The sequence below is a fragment of the Kordiimonas lipolytica genome (assembly GCF_042651265.1).
Classification (GTDB): domain Bacteria; phylum Pseudomonadota; class Alphaproteobacteria; order Sphingomonadales; family Kordiimonadaceae; genus Kordiimonas; species Kordiimonas lipolytica.
The window spans coordinates 126,520-147,817 of record NZ_JBHSCR010000017.1 but is presented as its reverse complement, the minus strand read 5'-3'; the positions used below and the strand labels follow the sequence as shown (position 1 = coordinate 147,817).

The window sequence follows — 21,298 nt, the reverse complement described above, 5'->3', positions numbered from 1 at the left end:
TTTCTTGGGGTTTCCAGTTCAGGGGCTTATAGAAAGGCCTTTCTAGTTTAAGGATTACCACCATGAGCGAATTGCCACCCTGCCCGAAATGCAGCAGCCCCTATGCCTATGAGGACGGCGCGCTGCTGATATGCCCTGAATGCGCACACGAATGGTCGCCGGGCGCGGATGCGGAAGCCGCTCAGGCCGCAGCAGTGCGTGACAGCGTGGGCAACATCCTTCAGGACGGTGACGACGTGACGGTGATCAAGGATCTGAAAGTAAAGGGCTCGTCTTCCGTTGTGAAAGTGGGCACCAAGGTCAAGGGCATCCGCCTGGTGGACGGCGATCATGACATCGACTGCAAAATCCCCGGCATCGGCCAGATGGGGCTGAAGTCCCAGTTCGTGAAGAAGACTTAAAGACCTTGCAGGCTGGCCCCCAAGCCCCAGATGGTAGTTTAGGAGATTGCTATGGGGTGGTTGGAAACATTGGTGGGTACGATAGGGCTTTATGTCTATTTCTATGCCTATTTCATACGTGACGCAGCTTGGATTGGGGCATCCATAGCTTTGGTGCTGGCCCACACCGCTTGTATGGTTTTGACTGATCGCGAAAAAGGTCAGTCCCCCAGTGGATATGACTGGTTGTCTGGTCTGATGATCTGTGGCGCGTTGCCATTTATTGTGGGACCTATTTTTGTCGGGCAGGTAGCGATTTTCTTGTCTGCTGTTGTTCTTTTGGCAACTGGTTTCCTGGTCCGGCGGATGGGGAAGGCTGCAAAATAGCTTACACTGGCGTCTTTTGAACCCTCACGTCTTCAGTTCAGCGATGAAATCATAGGCGTCGCCGCGATAGTATGACCGGGTCATCTCCACGGTCTTTCCGTTTGCCAGAAAGCCGCGGCGCTCAGCCAACAGGCCGGCGTCGCCAACAGGCACACCCAGTCGCGCGGCCTGCTCTGCGTTCAGGTTGACGGCGCGAAGACGTTCAAGCGCCCGCACAGGGCGGTGGCCAGTTTCCTCAAGCGCCTGATAGAGCGACCCGGCCACGGGCCCTGCGCCCGCAAGGGCAAAAGCGGGCACCGTGGCAGTCTCAAGTGCCATGGGGCTGTCGTCTGCATAGCGGATGCGGGTCAGCCGATACACTCGCGCACCGGGTGCCAGCCCAAGCCCCATGCATTCTTCCGGCGTGGCGACGCCCTCGGCCCGGTCGATCCACTCGCTCCGCACCTTCCGGCCACGACCGGCCATGGTTTCAGAAAAAGATGCCAGCCTGGCAGTGGGTAGGGAAACCGGGCCGGAAACGAAAGTGCCCGCGCCGCGCCTACGCTCCAGAAATCCGTCTTGAGCAAGGCTGTCGAGCGCCTTTCGTACGGTCACGCGGGAGACGCCCATGTCTTCGGCGATGTCGCGTTCGGCGGGCAGGGGCTGCCCGCTCTTGAGCGCGCCGCGCTCCACCGCCTGCCTGATGGCGTTCGACAGCAGCTGGTATTTTGGGGCAGTCGCTTTGGTATCCAGCGGGCCAATGATGTCTGAAAGCTGCATGTGGGGGCCTTCCTGGGCGATGGTTCATATTGGTATTTTTATATAATGCCAATTACATACCTGTAATTCATTTAATTATCATAATACACTGAAAATAAACATTAAAAATATAGCTCCAATCATTTTTCTATTCGATTTGACACCGCTGTCAATTGGGCGTAGGGTCCGAGGCAAGTAATTTATGGGAAGAAAACCATGCAAGATGTGTTCGATTTGGTCATTTTTGGTGGCGGCGGGGATCTGTCGCGGCGGAAGCTGTTGCCGGCCTTGTTTTCCGGCTTTGTGGCAGGGCGAGTCTCAAAGGACAGCCGTATCTTCCTGACCAGCCGGAAGGGTCTTGAGGGCAGCACCGAACCATGGCTGAAAGACGTGTTCAAGGAAACGCCGCCCGCGTGCGACATGGACGCCAAGTCGCTCAAGGACTTCGCAGGCATGGTACATGTGGTCGAGCTCGGCCTTGTTGAAGGCGGCGCGGACTGGGAAGCCCTCAAGGGTGCGCTTGCGGCAGATGATGAAAACCGTCCACTGGTGCATTTCCTGGCGATCCCACCCAGCCTTTTCACCAGCACCTGTGAGCTTCTGGGCGCCTATGGCCTCAATAACGACCGCGCCCGCGTGGTGCTTGAAAAGCCGCTTGGCCACGACCTGGCGACCGCGCAGGCGATCAACGCTGACGTGGGGCGTTTCTTCAAGGAAAGCCAGACTTTCCGGATTGATCATTATCTGGGCAAGGAAGCGGTGCAGAACCTGCTGGCGCTCCGCTTTTCCAACATTCTGTTCGAAGAGCTCTGGAGCGGCCGCACCATCGACCATATCCAGATCACCATCGCCGAAAACCAGGGCCTGCAGGGCCGTAAGGGCTTTTATGAAGGCACCGGGGCGATGCGCGACATGGTGCAGAACCACTTGCTTCAGCTTCTGTGTCTGGTCGCGATGGAGCCGCCCGCGCGGCTTGAGGCAGACAGCATTCGCGAAGAAAAGCTGAAGGTGCTGAAGTCCTTGAAGCCGCTTGAAGGCGCGGAGATCGACCGCAATGTGGTGCGCGGCCAGTATCAGGCAGGCGCCATGTTTGGGGAAGCAGTGAAGGGCTATGCCGATGACCTTGAGCTCGACAGCCCGTCAAACACCGAAACTTTCGTGGCGCTGAAGGCGCACATTGAAAATTGGCGCTGGGCGGGTGTGCCCTTTTACCTGCGTACAGGCAAACGCCTGCCGGACCGCTTCGCCGAAATCGTGATCCAGTTCAAGCAGATCCCGCATTCGCCGCACCCGGGCTGGGGTACCAACATTAACCCGAACCGCTTCATCATCCGCATGCAGCCGGAAGACCATCTGGCGCTTCGCATGATGGTGAAGAACCATTCCTCGGCTGACGAAAAGCTGAAGGAAGTAGAGATGAATCTGGATGTGGCGGGTGACGACGCGTTGCGGATTGGCCCATACCTGCGCCTGATCCTGGATGCCGTGCGCGGCGACCAGAGCCTGTTTGTGCACCGCGATGAGGTTGAGCACGCCTGGCGCTGGGTGGACCGCATCATCGGCCATTGGGAAACCTCGAGCGAGCCGCCTGAAAGTTATCAGGCAGGCACTTGGGGCCCATATGAGGCCCATGACCTCATGACGCGCGACCGCCGCGAATGGTTCCATGAAACCAGCGGCAAGCGGAGCGGCAAATGAGCGCGGTGATGGCAAAGGCACACAAGGCTGCCCATAAGATCAAGTGGCGCTGTTTTGAGACGCGCGAGCAGATGGTGGATGAACTGGCGGAAGCCTGCTGCGAGGCGCTGATGCGCGGCATCCGGAAGCGCGGCACAGCCAGCTGGGCGGTTTCCGGCGGGTCCACGCCCAAGCCGCTGTTTGACGCGATGAGCCAGGCCGAAATCGACTGGGAGAATATCCAGGTGGCGCTGGTGGATGAACGCTGGGTGGACTTGGGTCACCCGCGCTCCAATGAAGCCTTCATGCGCGCGGCACTCCAGAAAGGCCATGCGGCTGAGGCCATGTATATCGGCATGAAAACCCCGCATGCGACGCCGTTCGAAGCGGTGGAGGCAGTGAACGCGCGCTACGCCCAGGTAAAGCAGCCGTTCGACAGTGTACTGCTGGGGTTGGGCTCTGACGGCCACACCGCTTCCTTCTTCCCGGACGCAGAAGGCCTTGACGCCGCGCTTGATATCAATGGCGACAAGACCTGCGTGGCCTTGAGGGCCAAGAGAAGCGATGTGACAGGCGACGAGGTCGACCGCATGAGCATCTCCGCTAGCGCCATCGCCAAGGCGCCGCATGTGGTGTTGATGATTACGGGCGATGAGAAAAAGGCGGTGCTCGAACGCGCCCTTGCGGTGGATACCCACCTGCCGATAGCAAAGCTGGCTGAGCATGTCACTATCACAGTTTACTGGGCGCCCTGACGTTTCGGGCAGCCCCAACTTTATGCATGGGAGCGTATCATGACCCATCCAAGGCTTCTTGAAGTCACCAACCGCATCAAGGCGCGATCAAAAGATAGTCGCGCGGCCTATGAAGCGCGCGTGAAAGCCATGCGCGATGCGGGGCCAGCGCGCCCGCACCTCAGTTGCGGCAACCTTGCGCACGCCATCGCGGCCTGCTCGGAAGCTGAAAAGCAGAAGCTGATGCAGGCCGGCATGGTCAATATCGGCATTGTCAGCGCCTATAATGATATGCTCAGCGCCCACCAGCCCTATCACCAGAAGCTGGATGAAGTGAAGGCGGCGGTGGTGGACGCGGGCGGCGTGGCCCAGATGGCGGGCGGTGTGCCAGCCATGTGCGACGGGGTAACCCAAGGCCAGCCGGGCATGGAGATGTCTCTTTTCAGCCGCGATGTGATCGCGCAGGCCACCGGCATCGCCATGAGCCACAATGTGTTCGACGGCGGCCTGCTGTTCGGCATCTGCGACAAGATCGTGCCGGGCCTTCTTATCGGCGCGCTGGCGTTTGGCCATTTGCCGTTCGTGTTTGTGCCCGCGGGGCCGATGCCGACCGGGATATCGAACAGCGAAAAAGCCAAGGTGCGGCAGCAGTTCGCCACCGGCGAGGTGGGCAAGAAGGAACTGCTGCAAAGCGAAAGCCGCGCCTACCACAGCCCAGGCACCTGCACATTCTATGGCACGGCCAATACCAACCAGATGATGCTGGAAATGATGGGCCTCCAGCTGCCGGGCAGCAGCTTTGTGAACCCATCTGACGGCCTGCGCGGCAAGTTAGACGCGGCTGCGGCGAAGCAGGTGGTGAAACTTGCTGAAGCCAAAAATGACATCGGCATGGCTGAGATGGTCACGGCGGAAGCCATCGTGAACGGCATTGTCGGCCTTCTGGCCACGGGCGGGTCCACCAACCACACGCTGCATATTGTCGCCATTGCGGCTGCGGCGGGCTACCGGGTGACATGGCAGGATTTCTCAGACCTTTCTGACGCTGTGCCGCTGCTGGCGCGCGTTTACCCGAACGGCACGGCAGATGTGAATGCCTTCCAGGATGCAGGCGGCACGCCTTTTGTCATCAAGGAACTGCTGGCGGGTGGGCTCCTCAATGAAGAGGTTCACACCATCATGGGCGAGGGCCTCAAACCGTTCACCGAGATGCCTGCGCTGGTGGAAGGTCAGGCAGTCTGGCGCCTATCCCCCGACGTGCCGGGCGATGATATGATCCTGCGGAAGATCGACAATCCGTTCCAGCCAACAGGCGGCCTGACGGTGTTCAACGGTACGCTGGGCGAAGCGGTGATGAAAACCTCTGCGGTCAAGCCGCAGCATCAGGTGATCGAAGCGCCTGCCGTGGTGTTCGAAGATCAGGATGATCTCCTGAAGGCCTACAAAGCAGGCGAGCTTGAAAAAGATTTTGTCGCGGTGATCCGCTTCCAGGGGCCGAAGGCGAACGGCATGCCGGAGCTGCATAAGCTGACGCCAAGCTTGGGCGTGCTGCAGGACAAGGGCTTCAAGGTGGCGCTGGTGACAGACGGGCGCATGTCCGGCGCATCGGGCAAGGTGCCTGCCGCCATCCACGTAACGCCCGAGGCCGCGAGCGGCGGCCCGATTGCGCGTGTGAAAGACGGCGATATCGTCCGCGTGGACGCCACAACGGGTGAATTGTTGGTGCTGGTGGACGAGGCCGAGTTCAAAGCCCGCGAGGCCTCAATTGGCCCCGTGGTGCCAGATACTTTCGGCCGCAACCTGTTTGCTGGTGTGCGCGGCATTGTCGGCCCGGCGGGGCTGGGCGGATCGTTTATTTAATTCCAGTAAGTTTTCAGGGGTCGATACCATGTCTGATGTTTTGAAAGTTCTTGAAACCTCGCCGGTCATTCCGGTGCTCGCGTTCGAAAGTGCTGAAGAAGCGGTGGATGTCTGCCGCGCGATTTTCGAAGAAGGCCTGAAGGTGCTGGAAATCACGCTCCGTCATGAGAGTGCGCTGGATGCCATCGCGGCTGTCCGCAAGGACCTGCCGACGGATGCTATCGTGGGCGCGGGCACGGTGATCACGCCAGCGTTGGCGAAGGCCGCCAAGGACGCGGGCGCTGAATTCGGTGTCAGCCCGGGTCTGACGGAAGAGCTTGCGGGTGCCGTAAAGGCGCTGGATTGGGCGTTCCTGCCCGGTATCGCCACGCTCAGTGAAGCCATGCAGGCGCGCGAGTGGGGCTTTTTGGCGCTCAAGTTTTTCCCGGCCTCCATCTCTGGCGGGCCCGGGTTCCTCAAGGCCGTGGGCAGCGTGCTGCCGGACCTGACCTTCTGCCCAACAGGTGGCATTTCCGCAAATACAGCGCCCGAGTATCGCGCGCTGAAAAACGTCGCGACAGTAGGCGGCAGCTGGATAACCCCGCGCGGGCGTGACGGCAAAATCCATCTGGACGTGGTGCGTGAACTGGCGCGTGCGGCAGCAATCACCGGATAGCGCACAGGACGCCCTTTTAGGTTCAACGAATGTTGAATGCCCTGGTTTTGGTCTCTTGACCGATCAGGTCAAAGGCCACTAGGCTCCCTCCCAAACTGGTGCGGGCTCCGCACCTGAAAGCGGAGGGGAGGCCGCCCATGAAATTCCTGAAATCGGTGGAGCCGATTCATATCGTCCTGCTGTTGCTGCTTGTGATTGCGGGCATCACCGGCTTTGTGCTGATGAGCGAGCCACCTGTGGACGCCACAGGTGTTGCGCACGCAACCATCCCGGCCATGTCCGTGGGCGGGGACGGGGCCTCCAAACTGGCCACCATTGGCAAGGCGCCCTTCTATTTCCAGATTGCGGTGATCCTTTTGGCCGGTGCGCTTCTATACATGGGCGTCGCGCCCCACAAGCGGGACAGGACCCTGCTGCTGTTTTTCGCCGGCGGCGTTGGCTTCGCGCTTTTCGTGTGGGTGATGCTGTTCACAGGCTATGAGCATTATATCCTGACGGGCGAGACCACCGTGTTCCTGGGCTTCCCAATGCCAACCAACTGGATGTTCTGGGGCATCTGGGGCAGTTTCGCCGCCTTTGACCTTTTCTATGTGATCTTCTTTCGCCGCTATTTCTTCACGCCTGATGAAGAGGCAGAGTTCGACGCGCTTGTGGAAGAGCTGAAGTCAGAGCGGGGAGACGCCTGATGGAAGAGCTTCGCCAACCAATCATCCTTGGCTGCGTGGCGGCCTATATGGGCCTTTGCATCTGGGTAGGTATCTGGGCCATGCGGCGCACCAAATCCGCCGGTGACTTTTTCGTTGCCGGGCGCGGCTTGGGGCCTGTGGTTGTCAGCCTTGCTGTCTTTTCCTCAACCCTTTCGGGCTTCGGCTTCGTGGGCGGCCCGGGCCTTGTGTATGCCACCGGCATGTCCTCCATCTGGATGGCGGTCTGTTCCGCGCTTGGCTATGCCACGGGCTTTTACCTGGTGGCCAAACGCATCCGTATGGTCGCGGAAGTTAGGGACACCATGAGCCTGCCTGATGTCGTGTTCGCTCGTTACGGAAGCGAAACAGCAAGGCTTTTGACGGCCGGGACGATCTTACTCGGCGTACTTGGCTATCTGGCGACGCAGATTCTGGCGATGGCGCTGGTGCTGCAGTCGATCCTGTCTGCGACCGAGATGTTCGCGGATATCAGCCTTTTGGCAAGTGTGGTGATCTCCTCCGCTGTGTTGATTTTCTACTGTGTCACCGGCGGCATATTGGCGTCTGTATACACGGACCTGGTGCAGGGCATTGTGATGATCCTCGCTGGCGCCCTGGTGGTGATCACGGCGGCCAGTGTGTTCGACGGCGGCTTTGCGGAAGCCACCGGCATCCTCTTGGCCAATGACGGTGAAGATGTCATGCCGTTCGGCACCTTGGGGTCCATGGCGTCGCTCAGCTGGTATTTCCTTTTTGGTCTTGGCCTTGCGGGCCAGCCGCATGTGGCCACCAAGATGATGATGAACCGGAAGCTGGCGGATAACCGGGTGATCCTGCCTATGACGGTGCTGGGCTATGTGGTGGCGGCCATGCTGTGGGTGTCGATTGGCGTGATCATGCGCGCGCTTGTGATCGGCGATATCGCGCTGCCGCTTGGCGCTGCGGATGAGGCCGCACCGGCCTTCCTGTCAACCTATGCGCATCCTCTTCTTGCGGGCATTGTGTTCGCGGGGCTGTTTGCCGCCATCATGTCAACAGCCGACGGGTTCCTGAACATTGGCGCGGCGGCGATCATCCATGATATCCCGAAGGCCATCCGGGGCCGGTCGCTCAATAATGAGCTTTTCTGGGCGCGAACGGCCACGATCATACTGTCTGTGGTTGCGGCCGCTATTGCGCTTTATTCGGATAAGCTCGTCGGCCTTCTGGGGGCGTTCGGTTGGGGCACCTTCGCGGCGGCCCTGGTGCCTGTTGTGATTATCGGCCTTAACTGGAAGGGCGCGACGGCCCGTGCGGCAATTGTGGCGATCACGTCATCGCTTGCCATCAATTTCGCGATCCAGCTTTGGCAGATACAAATCCCATACAAGATGTCCGGTGGATTCCTGGCGATGCTGACCTCCATGATCCTGTTTATCGTGGTGTCCATGATGGAAAAGCAGAAGCCGCTGCCCAAGGATATTGATCGGGTGATGGATCTCTAGCGTATAGACTTCAAAACCATGGTTTTGGAGTGTGCCCTTGAAGCCCATATTGCTGTTGATGAACGAAACGCTCAGGCTGGATGATCACATGGCGCTGGTGTCTGCTTGCGAGTCCGGCGCGCCGGTCATCCCCCTTTTCATTCTGGACGACGCGGGCGCGGGCGACTGGAAGCTGGGTGGTGCGCGGCGCTGGTGGCTTCGGGAAAGCCTCAAGCGGCTTGAAAAGAGCCTGCAAGCGAAAGGCAGCCGCCTTATCCTGCGCTCAGGAAACACCGCAGAAATGGTATCGGGCCTTCTTGGGGATGTGAGCGCGGTTTACATGACCCGGTCCTATAGTCCAATCGGTCGGCGGGTGCAGGAGGAAATCCATCAGCAGTGCACAGTGCATGATGTGGACTGTCGCCGTTTTGCAGGCAACCTGTTGCTCGAGCCTGAAGACGTGCGCACCAAAACCGGTGGCATATATGAGGTCTTTTCCCCCTTCTGGCGCCGGGCGCTGGAACTGATTGACGGGTCACCGCCCCTGGGCGCACCCGACCGTATCCCCGCGCCGGACGCCTGGCCTGAAAGTGACGACCTTGACGACCTCAAGCTGGACCCAAAGCCCGCGCACTGGGCTGAACCGATCGCGGCCACCTGGGTGCCGGGCGAAGACGCGGCCCACGATATGCTCGCGAAGTTCCTGGCGGAAGCGGCGCGTGACTATAAGGCAAAGAGAGACGTGCCGGGGGTGGAGGCCACATCGCGCCTGTCGCCCTATCTGGCGAATGGGGAGATCAGCCCGCGCCGCATCTGGGCCGAAACCCAGCTTCATGTGATGACAAATGAGCAGGACCGAACGGGCGGCGACTGGTTCCTGCGCGAACTGGGCTGGCGCGAGTTTTCCACCCATCTGCTGTTCAACAACCCCACGCTACCGGTAAGGCCGCTGAAGGCCCAGTTTGAGGACTTCCCCTGGCGCGAAGGCATGGACGACAAGGTCGAGGCATGGCAGCAGGGGCGCACTGGCTTTCCGATTGTGGACGCGGGCATGCGCCAGCTTTGGCAAACGGGCTGGATGCATAACCGGGTGCGCATGATTGTGGCGTCTTTTCTGGTCAAGGACATGCTGTGGCACTGGCGCACGGGTGAGGACTGGTTCTGGGACACGCTAGTGGACGCTGATCTGGCAAACAATGCGGCAAGCTGGCAGTGGGTGGCGGGTTGCGGCGCGGACGCTGCCCCCTATTTCCGCATCTTCAACCCCATCACGCAAGGTGAGAAGTTTGACCCGGAGGGTGATTATATCCGTACCTATGTGCCGGAGCTGTCGGACCTGCCGAATGACTATATCCACAAGCCGTTCGAAGCGCCGGCGGGTGTGCTGAAGATGGCCGGCATCAGCCTTGGCGAGACTTACCCAAAGCCGATCCTGGACCGTAAGGCTTGTCGCGAACGGGCTTTGGCCGCACTCGCGAGCATCAAAAAGGCAGCCTAAAATCTGCCGCACTTGTGGCCTTTTATTGCGCTGGGGAGTAGGCTCCCCATATATAGAAGGCAAACCATCAGCGGCAGATTTCCCATGTCCAAAAACACCCGGCGTATCCTTGTTATTCTTCTGGTCCTGACCGGGGTGTATTTCATAGCCTCGCCTTTTGTTGTGCCCTGGTACGTGCAGAAGAAGGTGCGCGTGGTTTTTGCGGAGCGCATCGACGGCACGGTGAGCTTTAGTCATATTGCCTTCAACCCCATCAGCCTGACGCTTCTTGTGCGCGACGTTAATGTGGAAGATGCGGCAGGTAAACCAGTTTTGAAAATGGACGCCGCACACCTGAATATGTCGTGGCGGACGATATGGTCTGGCCGGTTGCACCTGCAGTCGGTGACACTTGAAAATCCGTCGCTTGATATGGCGATTGATGAAGCCGGACGCACGTCCCTGGAGGCTATGATCAAGCCCGCCTCAGGCGAGGGTGGTGGTGGCGGCAATGTCCGCATCGACAAGCTGGCGACAAAAGGCCTGACGGTGGCGCTTTTGAACCATACTGGGCATGAGGTATCTGTTGGCCCGCTTGACCTGGCGCTTGACGGTTTCTCAACCGCGGAAGGGCACGCCATCGGCTTCAAGGAATTCACCTTCGCGCTTGGTGGCGGCAAGGTGACCGCGACAGGCGAGCTTGGCCGTTCGCCGCTGTCGGCGGAGCTGAAGCTGGATTTCAAAAGGGTGCCGCTGAAGGCCATCATGGGCTTTATCCCGCTTGATGACCTGACGGTAACCGGTGGCCTTGCGACCGGGCCAGCGACCCTGTCACTTGCGGATGATCTGACGCTGAAAGGTGATTTCAGTGTGGCGGATTTCGCCGCCGAGACGGAACAGAGCATTGTGCGCCGCATACAGGTGCCGTACGCGAACCTCACAGGGTTTGATTATGACCGCGCAAGCGACCAGGTGTCGCTGGAAGCCTTGAGGTTGAACGGCGGGGTGGCCGAGATCGTGCGGGCGACCGCGGCAGAGGCGCCGGAAGCAACGGGTGAAGTGGAAGCCCAAACCGGCACAGGCCTTGTCATCAATCAGGCGCTTCTAAGCGGCGGCAAACTGGTGTTCGAGGACCGGACGTTTGAGACACCGCCGGTAATCGCTATCGACGGCATTGGCGCTGTGATCTCTGATTTCAGCATGACGGACGCGCTGGAGTTTGCCTTCCAGGGTGACGGCTATTTGGGCCAGAACAGTCCGGTGCGTACGGCAGGCTATTTTGACATTCGCGACACGGTTGGCGCGACAGTATCGCTTGAGATCAACAAGCTGGATCACAGCGTGCTGCAGCCCTACCTGTACCGCACGCTTGGCCGTGCCAGCAGCGCCGGGGAGGCCTACCTGCAGTTCGATTATTATATCGAGGACAACCAGCTGGACGGCACCAACAGTTTCCTGTTCGACCGCTGGGAATGGGGCGACAAGAACCCGGATTATGAGGGCGAGAGCATTCCGCTGAAGAAAGCCTTTAACCTTCTGGAAGGCAAGGGCGGCCGGGTTGAAATGGAAATCCCGGTTGACGGCGAATATCTGGACCCGAATTTCCGAGTGGACGGCCTGGTGCGCCGGGCGACCAACAAATTTGTCGGCAACCTGATCACCACGCCTTTCCGCCTGATCGGCAAGCTGATCCCGGGCGGCAAGAAAGATGATATCGACCTCGACAAGGTGCGGTTCGAGCCTTCAAGTGCCGAACTGGCGCCGCTTGAAAAGGCGCGGCTGACAGCTCTTGCGACGGCGCTGAATGAGCGGCCGAAAATTCGTTTGCAGATCGACGGTGTGGCCGTGGAAGGGGTAGACCTTGCGCCGACAGAGCCAACGGAAGGCGAAGCGCCGGTGAACCAGCAGGGGCTGACGAAGCTTGCCAACATGCGGGCCGATGCGGTCTACCAATATCTGGTGGCCGAGGGCGTGGCCCCGAACCGTTTGGTGAAAGTGGTGCTGCCGCTCATGGAAAAGCCGGACGGCAAGAAACCCATCGTCCGGCTTGAGCTGTTGAAAGACTAGGAGGCAGGCAAGTCTATTTGGCGTGCTTCCGCCTCAGGTCTTCGATGATTCCGGCGTCTGCCCAGTAGATATCCACATTCAGGTTGGGCCATTCACCGCCGATGGTACGGTCAAACATGATGTATTTGCCGTCTGGCGTGACGCTGGCCCAGAAATCGTCTTTCTCTGAATTGACTTCCGGCCCCATGTTGATGGCAGGGCCCCAGGACCCATCTTTCTGCCGGAAGCTGATGTAAAGATCAGACTCGCCAAAGCCGCCCTCGCGCTCGCTATCCCAGATCAGGTAGCTTTCATCCGGTGCGATGAAGGGGTGGGCTGTCATCTTGCCCGAATTGAACTGGTCGCCCATCAGTTCCGGCTCCTGCCGCACGCCACCGGCGACACGCGATATGCGGATCACATCGCCGCTCTTGTAGTCATCAAACACATAGGTGCCGGCGTCTGACGCCGTCAGGCGCATGATGCCCCAATCCTTGCGGTCGAACATCGGGCCCAGGCTCTTCTTTTCAGACCAGCCTTCTGCCGTGCGTGTACGGTAGCCTTTTGCCAGATGCATGGTCTTGCCGTCGGATGTGATGAAGGGCTCGCCCGTACGCACAAATTCAGAAAATTTATGCCACTGGCCGTTCTGGTAACGGAACCCGACCACATGCGGCTTTTCATAGCCTTTGGATGTCACGAAATAAAATTCTTCCATGCCGGGCGCAAAGACGCCTTCAAGCTCCCAGCCGTCTCTGGAGATCAGGCCGGGCGCGAATACTTCCGCGACCTTACCGGGCGGTGTCTGGCCCATCAGCGGCCCTTCGATGACGGGAAAGTCCGCAGCCGTTCCAGCTGTCGTGCCGAAAGCCAGTGAAGAAGCCAGCGCCAAAAGTGGTTTAAGGATGCGTTTCATATTGTCCCCCATAGAACGCCTTGATTGATGGCTGGCATATAGGAAGCGGCACGGGCGCCTTCAATGCAGCAGCGACGAACCGTTCTTCGCTTGCGTTATAATGTTACATTCCCAGTTCTTCGAGGATCGCGTCGCGGTCGGCGTCTTTCTCAATCGGGCCATGACGCACCTCGGGGGCGGTGCGGGAAAATTTCGGCGTGGGCGCGGGTTGGCGTGTGCCGTCCACTTCAATGAAGCTTTCGCGCGCTACATTATGTGGGTGGGTGTGTGCTTCCCAGAACGGCAGAATGGGCGCGAAGCAGGCGTCAGTGCCGCCCAACAGGTCATTCCATTCATCCAGTGTTTTGGTTTTGAACAAGACCTTCAGCTCTTCCTTCAGTGCGCCCCATTCACCGGGGTTGAGGTGCTTTTGCATCCATGTCTCATCAAGGCCGGTCTTATCAATGAAAGCCTGCATGAACTGGGGCTCAATCGCGCCCAAGCTCGCATACTTGCCGTCTTTGGTCTCAAACGTGCCGTAGAAATGCGCGCCACCGTCCAGAAGGTTCACCCCGCGCATCGGTGCCCAGCGGTGGTTGGCCATCAACGTGTGGAAAATGCCCATGAGCGCCGATGAGCCTTCGACCATGCTGACATCAATGGCTTGTCCCTTGCCGGATGTGCGGGCCTCCAGGATGCCGCATACAAGCCCGAACGCCAGCATCATGCCGCCGCCGCCATAGTCGCCGACCAGATTCAGCGGCGCGCTTGGTGGCCCGTCCTTCGGGCCCATGGCGTGCAGGGCGCCGGAGAGCGAGATATAGTTGATATCGTGGCCTGCAGCGTGCGCCAGCGGCCCGGTCTGGCCCCAGCCGGTCATGCGACCATAAACGATTTTCGGGTTGGCTTTCAGCACCTCGTCGGGCCCAAGGTCGAGCTTTTCCATCACGCCGGGGCGGAAGCCCTCAAAGAGGGCATCTGCGGTGGTGCAGAGCTTGAGGAAGATCTTACGGTCTTCCTCGCTCTTCAAGTCGAGGGCGATAGAGCGTTTGCCGCGCCGGTTAATATCACCCTTCATATCAAGGGGGGAATGGCCTGGGCGGTCGATGGCGATCACCTCCGCGCCCATGTCCGCGAGCATCATACCGGCGAACGGGCCGGGCCCGATGCCAACAAGTTCCAGAATGCGTACGCCAGCTAACGGCCCCATATTTTCCCCCTTGATGGTGTCTCCCGCTTACTTCGGCGCCATCCGTGCGGCGGCGTCCATGCGGATCACTTCACCATTAAGGTAGGTGTTTTCCACGATATGACCAGCCAGTTTGGCATATTCCTGTGGTTTGCCAAGGCGCTTGGGGAAGACAACCTGTTGCGTGAGGCTTTCGACGGCAGCTTCCGGCAGGCCGTCGAACAGCGGTGTATGGATAAAGCCAGGCGCGATGGTCATCACACGCACACCCTGGCGGGCGAATTCACGTGCGGTCGGCAGGGTCATGCCAACGATGCCGCCTTTGGAAGCAGAGTATGCCGCCTGGCCGATCTGGCCCTCATAGGCCGCGACCGACGCCGTGTTGATGATCACGCCGCGTTCGCCGTCTTCACCCGGTTCGTTATGCTGCATGGCTTCTGCGGCCTGTGCCAGCACGTTGAAGCTGCCGATCAGGTTAACGGCGATCACTTTATTGAAGTGCGCCATCCCATAGCGGTTGCCTTCGCGGTCCAGCACTTTCTGCGGTGTGCCGATCCCCGCGCAGTTCACAGCGATATCAACGCTGCCGTATGTGCTTTTGGCAGTGGCAATGGCGTTCGCCACATCGTCTTCGTTTGTAACGTCCGTTTTCACATACGTAGCGGCTGCGCCTAGCTTGCCTGCGAGCTCGTTGCCCATCTCGTCATTGAGGTCAAGGATCACGGCATTCGCGCCCTTGGATACGAAATATTCCACCGTGGCGCGGCCAAGGCCGGATGCGCCGCCCGTCACGATTGCGGTTTTACCCTTAAATTCCATGAGAAATCTCCAAACCTGAAATGTTGCGGTGCAGCATAGGGCCTCGCATATGCGAAATCAAGTTTGGAGACGGCTGATTATGGGGTGGTATATTGGTTGATGCGCTTCTCGTCGCCCGGCAGTTGGATCATGCGGTCGAACACCAGCCCGAGCTTTTCAATCAGGCCGATGGATTTGGCGTTTTCCGGGTTCACGATCGCCAGGATACGCTCCATGCCCAGTGTCTCGCGGCCGAATTTCAGCACAGCGGCGGCAGACTCGAAACCGTACCCCATGCGCATATGGTCGGGCAGGAAGGTGAAGCCGATATCCGGGGCGTCCAGGCCCGGGCGGTCCACAAGGCCGCACATGCCGACAGCTTCGCCGCTATCTTTGAGTTCCACGATATAAAGGCCAAAGCCGTTGTCGCGGTAGCTCCCCATCACATTCTTCTCAATGTAAGCTTCGGCGTCCTCAATGGTCCTGAGGCCGCGGTCGCCAACAAATTCGATAAAGCCAGGGCTATTGTATATGGCAAGGGCGAAGGCTGCGTCGTCCAGGTTAGCTTCGCGCAGCCGAAGGCGTTCTGTTTCCAGAATCATGATCTTGTTTCCTGCTGTCTGTTTTTGTTTGGCCAACCCATAGCACGCAGCTGTGGTTTGGGAAAGCAGAGACATGCACGCAACGCGCAAGCCTGGGCCGGAAATCCAATGGGTGTCCTGCGCCGTAAAAAAGAAGTAAAGTGGTGACAAATGCAGGATGGATTGACAAGGTCTGGGCTATCCCTGATGGGGGAACCGACTGTCGCATGGGGTGGCAGGGTGGTTCTGCGCATGCTGGGATCTTTCCCCTTGGTTTGTCTGGCCGTGTTGGCCCTATTGCTGGCAGCATGTGACAAGCCGCCAGAAGCATCGCCTGGAACCATCCGTGTTGGCCTGCTGCCGGATGAAAAGCCCTCGAAAGTGATGGCGCGCCATAAGCCGCTTTTTAAATTCCTTGAAAAAGAAACCGGCCTGCGGTTTGAGATCACAGTGCCGAAAAGCTATGAGGCGCTTGAGGCCCTCTTTGCTGACCGTGCCATAGACATGGCTTATTTCGGTGGGCTTTCGTATGTAAACGCGCATCGTCAAAGCGGCGCCGTGCCGCTTGCAAGCCGAGATGTGGACCGGGCGTTCACCAGTGTTTTTCTTGCAGGCCCTGATACCGTGGGGACGGAGCTGAAGCATTTTGTTGGGCTCAGCTTCTCCTTCGGCAGCGAGCGGTCAACATCCGGGCATTTGATGCCGCGACATTTCCTGTTGGCGCAATTTATTGACCCGGAAAACTTTTTCAGCCGGGTGGAATATGCCGGTGCGCACGACAAGACGATCCAGAATGTGGAAGCAGGGCGTGTGGCGCTGGGTGCTGCAAACTCCCTGATTTACCGACAGATGCTGGCGGATGGCCGCCTACGTGAAGGAAAGACTCGTGTTGTTTGGGAAACGCCGCCCTATGCCGACTATGTCTGGGCGGTGCAGCGCGACATGCCCGCCGCGAGGCAGGATCAGCTTGTGGCCGCATTTCTCAGCCTTGATCCCGCCAATGAAAGCCATGCCGCTGTCCTGAGCTCTGTCAGGGCCGGGCGGTTCCTGAAGGCTGAGGTTTCCGATTTCAAGCAGCTTGAAGACGTCGCTCTGTCTCTGGAGTTGGTGGAATAACTTTCTTCCTGCTTTCTCTGGTCAATCAGGGCTGGACCTTGAGCCCGATCATATTATTGTGATGCCCCGCGTTGGCGCTTTGCCTTGGATTCTCCGAGTGGGTGCCCATATTGCCAGAACATGATTTCAGTTTGGGCCCCTTTGGGCCGGAGGCATTTATGACATTCGACTATGATCTTTTTGTAATTGGCGCAGGCTCGGGCGGTGTGCGCGCCAGCCGTATCGCGTCGGGCTTAGGTGCGCGCGTTGCTGTGGCGGAAGAGTTCCGCGTGGGCGGCACCTGCGTGATCCGTGGCTGCGTTCCCAAAAAGCTTCTGGTCTATGCTTCCCATTTCTCTGAGGATTTCGAAACAGCCAAAGGCTTTGGCTGGACGGTCGGCGACACCAGTTTTGACTGGAACACCCTGATTGCCAGGAAGGACGCTGAGATCGACAGGCTGAACGGGCTCTATATCCAGACGCTAAAGGGCGCGGGCGTGGAAATCATTGATGGGCGTGCAGTCGTCACCGGGCCGAACGAGGTTCGCGTGGGTGACAAGACCTACACTGCCAAAACCATTCTGGTGGCAGTGGGTGGTTGGCCGCAGATGCCGGATGTGCCCGGTATCGAGCACGCCATCACATCCAATGAAGCTCTTCATTTGGAAAAATTTCCTAAGCGTATCGTCATTGTGGGTGGTGGCTATATCGCTGTTGAGTTCGCGGGCATCTTTCATGGCATGGGCGCGGAGGTCACGCAGCTTTACCGCAGCGAGCAGATTCTGCGCGGTTTTGATGACGACCTGCGGAGCCGCCTCGCCGACGAGATGCGCAAAAAGGGCGTTGACCTGCGCACCAACACCAATGTCACGAACATTGAGAAAACAGACGACGGCGTGCGCCTGACGCTCACGGACGGCAGCACGCTGGATGCTGATGCTGTCATGTATGCCACGGGCCGGGTGCCCAACACCAAGGGGCTGGGACTCGACACAGCAGGCGTTGAACTGGATGCCTCAGGTGCCGTTAAAGTGGATGCTTACGGCAAGACCAATGTGGACAGCATCTATGCCGTGGGTGATGTGACCGACCGCGTTCAACTGACGCCGGTGGCCATCAAGGAGGGCCATGCCTTTGCGCTGACGCTGTACGGCAATACACCCACATCGCCGGAGCATGACGCCATTCCTTCCGCCGTTTTCAGCCAGCCACCGATTGGCACCGTGGGCATGTCTGAGGCCGAGGCGCGCGAGACTTTTGGCGAAATCGACATATATGAGTCAGACTTCCGCCCGATGAAGCATACTTTGGGCGGTGCGTCAGAACGCGCCTATACCAAATTGATCGTTGACAAAGAGAGCGACAAAGTGGTTGGTGCGCACATGATTGGCATGGATGCCGCCGAGATCATCCAGGGTGTCGGAATCGCCGTGAAGGCAGGGCTGACAAAAGCCCAGTTCGACGCCACGGTTGCGGTACATCCATCCAGTGCGGAAGAATTTGTCCTGATGCGGACGCCAAGGGCAGATTGATCAGGTTGTTTTTGAAATTATTGTAGAATGAAATTCTCACAATAGATCGATTTCACCCTGATGATAGAAAATTTACGTCGCCTTAGGGCTTGATGCGGTGTAATGGTTGCGCGCATATATATGTGAGCATTGACAGCGGGCCAAAATAAGCGAAGGTCTGCGTGACAGAGGAATTAAGTTAGATGACTTCTGACGTTCAGGTTCTGGAATCTGCGGTTGTCCGTTTCGCGGGCGACAGCGGTGACGGTATGCAGCTTACCGGCAGCCAGTTCACATCATCCACCGCGCTTTCGGGCAGCGACCTTTCCACCTTCCCGGACTTCCCGGCTGAAATCCGCGCGCCCGTTGGCACCACCTTCGGCGTGTCGGCCTTCCAGATCAACTTCGGCGCCAAGGCGATCAAGACCGTGGGCGACCGCCCGGACGTTCTGGTGGCCATGAACCCGGCAGCCCTGAAGGTGAACCTGAAGACACTTCGGCCCGGCGGCCTTTTGGTTGTCGATACTGGCACCTTCAACAAGCGGAACCTGCAGAAGGCCGGCTATGAAGATAGCCCGATCGGCTCCCACGAGCTTGATGCCTATCAGGTGATCGAGCTTGATATCTCCAAGATGACGCTTGAGGCGGTCAAGGACATCGGCCTGGGGAACAAGGAAGCGCTCAGGTGTAAGAATATGTGGACGCTGGGGCTGATGCTTTGGATGTTCAGCCGCAAGCGCGAGCCTGTGATCAGCTGGCTTGAGAAGAAATTCGCCAAGCTGCCGGACGTGGCCGCCGCCAACGTTGCAGCGCTCAATGCCGGTCACGCCTTTGGTGAGACCGCGGAGCTTTCGGCCGCCTTCAAGCGCTATCAGATTGGCACTGTGCACAGCGAGCCAGGCACCTATAAAACCGTAACCGGCAGCCAGGCGCTTAGCTGGGGCATTGCCGCGGGCGGTGAGCTTGCTGGCCTTGATATCGTTCTGGGCTCATACCCGATCACGCCTGCGTCACCTATTTTGCATGCGCTTTCCACCATGAAAGAGCAGGGCATCGTGACCTTCCAGGCGGAAGACGAGATCGCCGCCATCTGTGCTGCCATTGGCGCCTCCTATGGCGGGGCTTTGGGTGTTACCAGCTCCTCCGGCCCGGGCATTGCCCTGAAGGGTGAGGCACTTGGCCTTGCGATTTCCACGGAACTGCCGGTTGTTGTGATCAACAGCCAGCGTGGCGGCCCGTCTACCGGCCTGCCAACCAAGACAGAGCAGTCTGACCTGTATCAGGCCGTTTATGGCCGCAACGGTGACGCGCCGATGCCGGTGATCGCCACCCGCTCACCCGGCGACTGTTTCGAAGTGGCCATTGAGGCCTGCCGTCTGGCTGTCAAGTACATGACGCCTGTGATGCTGCTGACCGACGGCTTTATCGCCAACGCGGCAGAGCCATGGAAGCTGCCTGATCTGGATGCGCTGGAGCCGTTCAAGGTCGAGTTCGCCAAAGCGCCTGAAGGCGAAGAGGAATTCAGCCCGTTCGTGCGCGATGAGACGACGCTGGCGCGCCACTGGCCGAAACCGGGCACGCCGGGCACCGAGCACCGCATCGGCGGGATCGAGAAAGACTATAAGTCAGGCCATATTTCCTATGACCCGGAAAACCACCAGAAGATGACGGACCTTCGCGCCGCCAAGATCAATGGCATCGCGAACGACATTCCGCTTCAGGATGTGGACCAGGGTGAGGAAAGCGGCACGCTTGCGGTTGTGGGCTGGGGCTCGACCTATGGCCCGATTTCCGAGGCCGTGAAATGCGCGCGCGCAGAAGGCCTGAATGTCAGCCACATTCATATCCGTTACATCAGCCCGTTCCCGACCAACCTTGAAGCCCTTCTGAAGGGGTATGATAAGGTTCTGGTGCCGGAAATGAATGCGGGCCAGTTGAAGACCGTCTTGCGCGACAAGTTTCTGATCGATGCCAAGCCGTTCAATAAAGTTTCCGGTCAGCCGTTCAAAATCCAGGAAGTCCTGGATGCGATCCGCGCTGAACTGGCAGTTTAGGAGCAGGTGCCATGAACGACCTCAGCACCCCTAAAGAGAAGCTCACCATCAAGGATTTCACCAGCGACCAGGAAGTGCGCTGGTGCCCCGGCTGTGGTGACTATGCGATCCTTAAATGCATGCAGCGCACGCTGCCTGAAATGGGCGTCACGCGTGAGAACACGGTGTTTGTATCGGGCATCGGCTGCTCCAGCCGCTTCCCATACTATATGAACACATACGGCTTCCACACAATCCACGGCCGTGCGCCGGCGGTTGCGACGGGCCTCAAGCTCGCGAACCCAGACCTGGACGTGTGGGTGATCACCGGTGATGGTGACGGCCTGTCGATCGGCGGCAACCACTTGCTGCACGCACTCCGCCGTGATGTGAACCTGAACATCCTTCTGTTCAACAACAAGATTTACGGCCTGACGAAAGGGCAATATTCGCCAACGTCAGATGTGGGCACGCGCTCACCGTCCACGCCGCAGGGCTCGGTTGATCCGGCCCTTAACCCGATCAGCTTCGCGCTGGGCTCGGGCGCGCATTTTGTGGCCCGCACGGTCGATACCGCGCAGAAGCATATGCCGGGCGTGTTCACCCGCGCGCATGAATTCCGCGGTGCGTCCTTTGTTGAAATCCTGCAGAACTGTATCGTTTATAACGACAGTGCCTGGTCGGATATCACGGACAAGAAAGCCGCGCCTGATCGCCAGCTGCTGCTGGAGCACGGCGAGAAGATGATCTTCGGTGCGGAAGGCAACAAAGGCATCCGCTTCAACCTGGATACCTTCAGCCTTGAAGTGGTGGTGATTGGCGAGAACGGCATCACCGAAGATGATATCCTGACCCACGATGAGACCAACCGCCGCATGGCGCAGATGCTGGGCGAACTGGGCGCGAACCCGGGCGAGCCGGTGGCCATGGGTGTGCTTTACGCCAAACAGGCTGACCACTGCTATACTGACGCGGTGCTGGGGCAGGTGAAGGCGGCCAAGGGCAAATCGACGCTCAAGGACCTGATGTATGCGGGCCAAACCTGGGAAGTGAAATAAGCGTTTCTCCGGACCTGTGGGAACGAGATAAAAGC

At 58.9% G+C, this 21,298-nt stretch carries 19 protein-coding genes; 14 read left to right on the top strand and 5 right to left on the bottom strand.

Annotated features, from left to right (window positions below):
• Positions 1 to 62 precede the first annotated feature (62 nt).
• A complete protein-coding gene (locus ACFO5Q_RS16415; protein WP_068146500.1) occupies positions 63 to 401 on the top strand; it encodes a zinc ribbon domain-containing protein YjdM in 339 nt (112 codons plus the stop codon).
• A 51-nt stretch (positions 402 to 452) separates the two neighbouring features.
• Positions 453 to 767, top strand: coding sequence for a hypothetical protein (locus ACFO5Q_RS16410; protein ID WP_068146497.1), 315 nt, complete (start codon positions 453 to 455; stop codon positions 765 to 767).
• 24 nt (positions 768 to 791) lie between these two features.
• Here ACFO5Q_RS16410 and ACFO5Q_RS16405 read toward each other — a convergent pair whose 3' ends face one another.
• Complete coding sequence (locus ACFO5Q_RS16405; RefSeq protein ID WP_068146494.1) at positions 792 to 1,526, bottom strand: GntR family transcriptional regulator; 735 nt, start codon at positions 1,524 to 1,526, stop codon at positions 792 to 794.
• A gap of 195 nt (positions 1,527 to 1,721) precedes the next feature.
• On the opposite strand from ACFO5Q_RS16405, the gene zwf reads away from it, so the two are divergent.
• The 8 genes from zwf (at position 1,722) to ACFO5Q_RS16365 (ending at position 12,124) form a co-directional block, all read left to right on the top strand.
• The gene (gene zwf, locus ACFO5Q_RS16400; protein ID WP_068146490.1) at positions 1,722 to 3,203 is read left to right on the top strand and encodes a glucose-6-phosphate dehydrogenase; all 1,482 of its coding nucleotides are present in this window, start codon (positions 1,722 to 1,724) and stop codon (positions 3,201 to 3,203) included.
• A complete protein-coding gene (gene pgl / locus ACFO5Q_RS16395) occupies positions 3,200 to 3,937 on the top strand; it encodes a 6-phosphogluconolactonase (RefSeq protein WP_068146487.1) in 738 nt (245 codons plus the stop codon). Before zwf ends, pgl begins: the two co-directional genes overlap by 4 nt.
• A 39-nt stretch (positions 3,938 to 3,976) precedes the next feature.
• Positions 3,977 to 5,776 carry a phosphogluconate dehydratase gene (gene edd / locus ACFO5Q_RS16390; protein ID WP_068146484.1) on the top strand — a complete coding sequence of 600 codons (1,800 nt, stop codon included), beginning with the start codon at positions 3,977 to 3,979 and terminating at the stop codon, positions 5,774 to 5,776.
• A gap of 28 nt (positions 5,777 to 5,804) precedes the next feature.
• Positions 5,805 to 6,431, top strand: coding sequence for a bifunctional 4-hydroxy-2-oxoglutarate aldolase/2-dehydro-3-deoxy-phosphogluconate aldolase (locus ACFO5Q_RS16385; protein WP_068146481.1), 627 nt, complete (start codon positions 5,805 to 5,807; stop codon positions 6,429 to 6,431).
• A 137-nt stretch (positions 6,432 to 6,568) separates the two neighbouring features.
• Positions 6,569 to 7,117 (top strand): hypothetical protein, encoded by a 549-nt coding sequence (locus ACFO5Q_RS16380; RefSeq protein WP_068146479.1) that lies wholly within the window; start codon positions 6,569 to 6,571, stop codon positions 7,115 to 7,117.
• Positions 7,117 to 8,601, top strand: a complete 1,485-nt coding sequence (locus tag ACFO5Q_RS16375; protein ID WP_068146478.1) for a sodium:solute symporter family transporter — start codon at positions 7,117 to 7,119, stop codon at positions 8,599 to 8,601. Before ACFO5Q_RS16380 ends, ACFO5Q_RS16375 begins: the two co-directional genes overlap by 1 nt.
• A gap of 31 nt (positions 8,602 to 8,632) precedes the next feature.
• Positions 8,633 to 10,078, top strand: a complete 1,446-nt coding sequence (locus ACFO5Q_RS16370) for a cryptochrome/photolyase family protein (RefSeq protein ID WP_380084422.1) — start codon at positions 8,633 to 8,635, stop codon at positions 10,076 to 10,078.
• A gap of 84 nt (positions 10,079 to 10,162) precedes the next feature.
• A complete protein-coding gene (locus ACFO5Q_RS16365) occupies positions 10,163 to 12,124 on the top strand; it encodes a DUF748 domain-containing protein (RefSeq protein ID WP_068146476.1) in 1,962 nt (653 codons plus the stop codon).
• 13 nt (positions 12,125 to 12,137) lie between these two features.
• Here the strand turns inward: ACFO5Q_RS16365 and ACFO5Q_RS16360 are convergent, their stop codons facing one another.
• The 4 genes from ACFO5Q_RS16360 to ACFO5Q_RS16345 form a co-directional block, all read right to left on the bottom strand.
• Positions 12,138 to 13,019, bottom strand: coding sequence for a TolB-like translocation protein (locus ACFO5Q_RS16360; protein WP_068146473.1), 882 nt, complete (start codon positions 13,017 to 13,019; stop codon positions 12,138 to 12,140).
• A gap of 103 nt (positions 13,020 to 13,122) precedes the next feature.
• On the bottom strand, positions 13,123 to 14,208 hold the full coding sequence (locus ACFO5Q_RS16355) for a CaiB/BaiF CoA transferase family protein (protein ID WP_068146469.1): 1,086 nt from the start codon (positions 14,206 to 14,208) through the stop codon (positions 13,123 to 13,125).
• 27 nt (positions 14,209 to 14,235) lie between these two features.
• Positions 14,236 to 15,006, bottom strand: coding sequence for a 3-hydroxyacyl-CoA dehydrogenase (locus ACFO5Q_RS16350; RefSeq protein WP_068146466.1), 771 nt, complete (start codon positions 15,004 to 15,006; stop codon positions 14,236 to 14,238).
• 77 nt (positions 15,007 to 15,083) lie between these two features.
• Complete coding sequence (locus ACFO5Q_RS16345) at positions 15,084 to 15,587, bottom strand: GNAT family N-acetyltransferase (RefSeq protein WP_068146462.1); 504 nt, start codon at positions 15,585 to 15,587, stop codon at positions 15,084 to 15,086.
• 231 nt (positions 15,588 to 15,818) lie between these two features.
• Between ACFO5Q_RS16345 and phnD the strand changes: the two genes are divergently transcribed.
• The 4 genes from phnD (at position 15,819) to ACFO5Q_RS16325 (ending at position 21,263) form a co-directional block, all read left to right on the top strand.
• Entirely contained in the window at positions 15,819 to 16,682 is an 864-nt protein-coding gene (gene phnD / locus ACFO5Q_RS16340; RefSeq protein ID WP_197421005.1) for a phosphate/phosphite/phosphonate ABC transporter substrate-binding protein, read from the top strand.
• A gap of 158 nt (positions 16,683 to 16,840) precedes the next feature.
• The gene (gene gor, locus ACFO5Q_RS16335) at positions 16,841 to 18,193 is read left to right on the top strand and encodes a glutathione-disulfide reductase (protein WP_068146457.1); all 1,353 of its coding nucleotides are present in this window, start codon (positions 16,841 to 16,843) and stop codon (positions 18,191 to 18,193) included.
• 182 nt (positions 18,194 to 18,375) lie between these two features.
• A complete protein-coding gene (locus ACFO5Q_RS16330; protein ID WP_068146456.1) occupies positions 18,376 to 20,226 on the top strand; it encodes a 2-oxoacid:acceptor oxidoreductase subunit alpha in 1,851 nt (616 codons plus the stop codon).
• Positions 20,227 to 20,237: 11 nt separating this feature from the next.
• On the top strand, positions 20,238 to 21,263 hold the full coding sequence (locus ACFO5Q_RS16325; RefSeq protein ID WP_068146454.1) for a 2-oxoacid:ferredoxin oxidoreductase subunit beta: 1,026 nt from the start codon (positions 20,238 to 20,240) through the stop codon (positions 21,261 to 21,263).
• Positions 21,264 to 21,298 lie beyond the last annotated feature (35 nt).